Source organism: Prevotella sp. BV3P1 (genome assembly GCF_000479005.1).
Classification (GTDB): domain Bacteria; phylum Bacteroidota; class Bacteroidia; order Bacteroidales; family Bacteroidaceae; genus Prevotella.
This window is the reverse complement of the sequence record NZ_AWXC01000053.1, coordinates 164,912-170,911: the sequence shown is the minus strand read 5'-3', so window position 1 is coordinate 170,911 and position 6,000 is coordinate 164,912. Positions and strand designations below refer to the sequence as shown.

Below are 6,000 nucleotides of genomic sequence, written 5' to 3'. Positions count from 1 at the left end.
ACCAGCCTTGCAACCTACGCCTCTTACATGTAAAAAGATTGCTTGTTGACAAAACAGTCATTTGATTTGCTTTAACAACAAATTGAACAAATGGAACGAATTCGATGGCTTGGTTCAATGAACGCAAGCGTTCACCGAATGAAACAAATTTGGCAAAGACACACAATATGTTTATGTCGGCTGTTTTGTTTCATTCGCAGAACGCTTGCGTTCATTGTCTTGTTTGGTTCATTTGTTTTATTTGTTTCATTCGTTGTTCAACAACATGATCAGTAGACAACAAAAAGCCAGCGTTGCCGAAAGGATGCGACAGCCAACTGGCAAACGGGAAATTTACCGTGAATGCGGGGCAACTACGAATTGCCCGTCGCTGTGGATATACCCTTGTTCGCCCCCTCGCGTAGCCTCAAAGTAGGGATATTCCTCGCGCAACGAGATGTCATCATACTCAAAAGGTGCCACGATGGTGTCTTTCCCATCGGGAAGAATCAGCCCCATCTTACCCTCCTTCTGCACGATAACGGGCATGGTCACCAGGTCATCTACATAAATATAACACGTTCGAACGAAATCATACACGGGGTGAACCAAGATGTTGCCACGATGATCACACAGCCCAAACTTGCCATCTTGCTCAATCACGGAATGATATTGAATGTACTTCGATTTGATGCGGTTGAGATAGAACACCCACTTGCGCTTGTCGTTCACCAGCTCGAGCATGTAACTGAACGTGTCGCAATAGTTGGCGATGGCTCGTGTCAGCACAATTTTCAAATCCAACCCGCTCAGCACCTTGCGGTTCAGGTCGATATACCGTGCGATGGCCTCCTCCTTCTGCGGTACGCTCAGGGTGGACAACTGCGCCTCAAACTTCTCCATCATGGCTTTTGTGCCCGACATTCCCTTGATGTAGCGGTGTATCTGGCGCGACATCTCGTCACACACAAACTTGTCTATCTGCCGCTGTTCAATGGGGTCTACATATTTTTCCTCGAAATTGTCTTGCGTGATTTTCTCCATGGTAGTGTCCTCCTTTTTGGCCAAAGGTAAGCATTTTTTTTAAATCAGCGGAAGAACAGTAAGACATTTTTCCATACTTACAACTTTAGACCACAGCTCTTTCATTTAAAGGCAATGTTGTAGAACAACAAATGTAACAAATGTTACGAATAAACTAAACAAGACAATGAACGCAAGCGTTCTGCGAATGAAACCAATCTGCCGAGATAAACATGTTGTGCGTCTTTGCAAAATTCGTTTTCATTCGGTGAACGCTTGCGTTCATTGATTCCAAACAGTCGGATTCGTTTCTTTCGTTACATTCGTTGTTGAAAACACATCCCGCGACCCGCATCATTGGCCGTCCAGCCAAACTCATTGACTTTGCCGACCAAACCCATTGACTTTAACCTCCAAACCCATTGACTTTGGCGTCCAAAGTCAATGCAATTAAAAAGCAAGGGAAAAACTATTGCTCTTGTTCCCGCAACTGCCTGGTTGTCAATCCACTTCGTGCTTTACAGAAAGCCCGCATATTCTGCACCGTAGTGAAGTGTAGTTCGTCAGCTATCTCCTGGTCGGTGCGCGCCGTGTTATGCAGCAAATCTCGCAGTCGTTTCATGCGGTTCTTCGACAACCACTCTTGTGGCGTGTCTTTAAATACCTTGCGGAAAGTTCTGATAAACGTGGGATAACTCATATTCAGCTGCGAGGCCATCTCATTCACCGACAGATAATCGTCAGCCAACTCCATCACCTCGTTGTAAAACCGCGCGTTGGGATCATAGATGGGGGCGATGAACGGTATCAAATCTGCCGGCCGGTAGTAGGCTTGCAGCACTGCCGCTAACTCGTGTTGCTTCATGGCATGCACCTCGCAACACATCAGTCCGTCGGTGATGTAGCCCATCATCTGTCGCATAATGGCTTGCACCTCCGGTATCATGGGCAGCACCTTGCCCACTCCCTTGTTCTTTTCACAGAGTTGCAACAGCTTCTCCGAGTTCACAATACGGTGGCAGAAGTCCAAGCTGTTGCCTTGTACATACAAACGAACACACAGACAATCTTCTATCACCGTGGCATAAGAGTTGTTCCTGAATACTGCTGACATCATCTGTCCGCCCTCTACCATGACTTCTGAATCCTTTCCTAAGCAGAGTTTAATCTTACCGCTAATCACAAAAACACCAAGCGGTACGGGCAGAATATTGTCAATGCGTTCGCCTTTTTTCCCAGTAACCAGCGCAAAACCAGTGGGCTTTGAACCAATGTAATTGGGACATTGGCGATGCTTGTTCAAATAATAAAATTTCATACGCTTAATGTGTACAACCTTGTAGTACAAAAAAGTAGGATTTTAACTCTTGGCAAAAATAAAGAAATTAAAATGTATATAAAGTAGATATCCATAAGTCTTAACATTTTAGTCACATTGTTAATCTATATTAACATTTCGGGGGGGGGGCAAGATAGATATATTGACTGTTTTGATATTTTATCATGCATTTACGCGATTTGTTATGACTAATTTTGCATTGTTCATAATGCGAACATTTTTATAACTATCAGGTGATGAGGCGCAGTTGCCATTCCACCTTATTATATATATATGGCTCGCAAACCATCAAAATGGGAACAGCCTGAGCGCTGTATGCAAAATAGGATAACGGTAATGCTGAATTAACAACCCGATGTACGACAGATACTTGGGTGAATGTTTGTCTACAGACCTTTGTAAAAAGAGAAGAATGTGCCAGATATAGCTGGTAACAAAACATAGAATACTCAATATATTTATAAAAACAAAAAGTTAAACATGGCAAAGAAAACGTATTTAAGTCCAAGCATGATGCTACTGCAAACTGGTGGTGGTGATCCAGGAACAGGAGGAGACCTTCCGTATGCCAGCACCCCACATGATGACGAGTTGGCCAAGCCTGGCTACTTTGATGACTTTGAGGACGACGATGAGGCGTATCGTACACTGTGGTAACACAGACAAAGCCTGTTGGCGCATCGCACAGTTGCCCGTAAGGCACAATCACAGATGCGCAGCATAGAAATTAGAAACTAAGAAAAGAATTAAAAATCAAAACAACAACATGAAACATTTATTACCAGCAAGGTATGTGCTGACAATGCTGCTCGCATGCTTCATGGCACTCGGTGTACAAGCCGAAGCGTTGAAGTTTTATGTGTCGGCGCAAACAGGTAACGACTCACGCAACGGTACATCTTGGAACGCTGCGTTCAAAACGCTGAAAGCTGCTCTTAAGGCGGCAGAAGCGAACACGAACTTAGAGGTGAACATCTATATGGCGGAAGGCAAGTATGAGGTATCAGATCCTGTGAATCATGCACGTGCTTTCTATGTGCTCACCAGGGAGGGACAACGGTTGAATATCATGGGAGGATTTCCCAAACCAGGGTCTCGAACGCTCCCAACTGACACATGTAACAATAACCCAAAGCGTTATCACACCGAGTTAGTGGCATCGAAGAAGATGACACAATCTATCTTTCGTGCCAATAACACCAACCAAGCTATCATCCTACGAGGGCTGAAGTTCAACTCTGCCAACTTTCAGGGCGGTGTAGGTCAAGGAGCATTGATAACAATGGATTGCAACAATTGTGACAATCCGTATTTTGAGATGGACGACTGCTTTATCAGCTACTATAAGTCGGCAGGTTCGGGAGCTATCTATTTTTATGGAAACATGAAGAATCCCAGAGTGAAGATATCGCGCGTAGAAGTGCTGAGAGGTGATTTCTTTGGAGGCGTTGGTGGTGGTTTCTTGGCTTTCTCTGATTTAGAAAAACAAACTAACACCCAGCTTGACCTAAGCTACGTTACTTTCCACGACATTCAGCATCAGGGTACTTTTCAGGGGCAGTGTCTTATTGGTGTGACCAATGCGGGTACACCAAAAGAAAACAAAAAGTCTTATGCAAGGTTAGACCACATACAGGTGAACCGCAATCTTGGTGGTACGGCTTCCGGACAGATGCCAACCATCTCGTTGGAAGGATTTGAGAATGTTTCCATCACCAACTCGGTGATTCATAATACCCAAGCTGGCGACGGTGGTGCCATTAAGATAGCTTCGTTTGTCAATCTGCTTTCCGAGAACAACCAATACTACAACAACCTCGGTGGAGACCATGGTGGTGCAGTCTACGTGGTTACGGGACAACAACCCAAGTGTGGTATCGACATCAATCGCAAGCGCACTGCCATCTTCCGCAATGACCAGTTCTATGGAAACAGGTCAGGCGTGTCATTGGGTAAAGGCGACGGTGGTGGATTAAACATCGACTCCCCAAATGAGGGGAACCCTCTGTCCGTGCAGATAGAAAACTGTAACTTCAACGGCAACACCACCCAAGCTCTTGAGGGAGGTGCGTTGTGGATTAATGTTGCGGGCAAGGTAGAAATCAAGAACTCCATTTTCTGTAACAATACAGCAAATGCACAAGGTAGTAGCGGTACAGGTTCTGGTGGTGCCATCCGCTTTGCAGGAGCTAATCCGCTCATTATTGATGGCTGTTATTTCAGTGGCAATAAAACTCAAAAAGGTGGTGGCGCATTCGAAATTGATATTGCCAACAAACGTTTTGAGGTGAGCAACTGTGTATTTGTAGAGAACACTTGTACAGATGGTGCAGAATCAGGTGGTGTCATTTATCCTTCGGGAGGTGCAGTGTCTGTAGCAAGTGGATATGGCGATTTTACAAACTGCAAGTTTGTTAATAACAAAAGTAACTCGCTCGGTGGAGCCGTGTCAATCCGCAATAATAATTCAATGAAGGACGAACCTATAAGGTTTACAAAGTGCGAGTTTGAAGGTAATATGTCTAACAACGGTGGTGCTATCGGACAGAACAGCAACTCGCACGAGGTGCAAGTAAAAGACTGTGTATTTAAGAATAATACAGCCAAGGGATGGACAGTCTCTTGTGATGGTGGTGGTGCCATCGCCATGCTCACGGCTTGCAAGGGTGTTAAGATAGAAGGCAGCACTTTCGTAGGCAATAAAGCTTTGGGCAAAGGTGGCGTGGTATATGCGTATAATTCAGCTTACATCATATCCGCCAACAACCGCTATTACAACAACACAGCATACGAGGGTGGCGTGATGCGTACACAAGATGATGCAAGTGTACTCAGCGACATTGCATTCTCGTCCAAGAACGATATCTACTATGGTAATAGAGCAACGCTTACGGAAAAAGGAAATAGCGGATGGGGTGGCGCACTCTTTCTCTATGGCATGCAGACAAGAGATAACAATATTGCCGGAAGTCAATTTATAAACAATGTGGCTGAGGGCTATGATAAAAATAGGGGTAGCGGTGGTGCCATCTATTATATGACACGTACAGGGGAACTCGCATATAACAGTAAATTCTTCATAGATGAACTGGATCACTGTGTGTTCTACGGTAATCAAGGAATGACACCTGACCACAAGATGAGTAGCACCACTTTTGGTGCCGATTTAGCCAGCAATAGACAGGCATATTCTTGGTTCAGGGCTTCCTATAGTAGGCTTCAGCTTGCACTCAGTGATTACAAGGATAAGCTTAATATTGAAGACAAAGTGGGCAACACTTTCTCCAACAAAGAAAACCCAAACACCCCTGCAGAGGCTGCTCCTATTGATGGGCAAGGCTACACCAAGCCGACATCTGCCGAAATGGGTAAGAAGGGTGAAGGCATGAAGGTGGACTGTGAGGAAATCACGGAGCGACAAGAGATTGACGTGACAAAGCCACACGCTGACGTCACCACCAGTAAAAAGGCACCAAAAACCTTTGTCTCATATTGTGCAGACGAAGAAAACTACTGGGCAATGTTCCAAAGTATTGGTGGTGAAGGTCCGTTCAAGTTTACCTACGATGTATGGAAGCAAAAGGGACGCGACATTGAGAAAATCGTTGATGGGCGTACCGTGGAAACCTCAAAGACGAAATACCAGACGCCTGACTATG

3 protein-coding genes are annotated in these 6,000 nt (G+C 45.0%); 1 reads left to right on the top strand and 2 read right to left on the bottom strand.

The window, feature by feature from the left end; genetic code table 11:
• Positions 1-333 precede the first annotated feature (333 nt).
• Entirely contained in the window at positions 334-1,023 is a 690-nt protein-coding gene (locus HMPREF1254_RS10465) for a WG repeat-containing protein (protein WP_036878590.1), read from the bottom strand.
• A 448-nt stretch (positions 1,024-1,471) separates the two neighbouring features.
• The gene (locus HMPREF1254_RS10460; protein ID WP_036878641.1) at positions 1,472-2,320 is read right to left on the bottom strand and encodes a helix-turn-helix domain-containing protein; all 849 of its coding nucleotides are present in this window, start codon (positions 2,318-2,320) and stop codon (positions 1,472-1,474) included.
• A 501-nt stretch (positions 2,321-2,821) separates the two neighbouring features.
• On the opposite strand from HMPREF1254_RS10460, the gene HMPREF1254_RS12105 reads away from it, so the two are divergent.
• Complete coding sequence (locus tag HMPREF1254_RS12105) at positions 2,822-2,998, top strand: hypothetical protein (RefSeq protein WP_023058579.1); 177 nt, start codon at positions 2,822-2,824, stop codon at positions 2,996-2,998.
• Positions 2,999-6,000 lie beyond the last annotated feature (3,002 nt).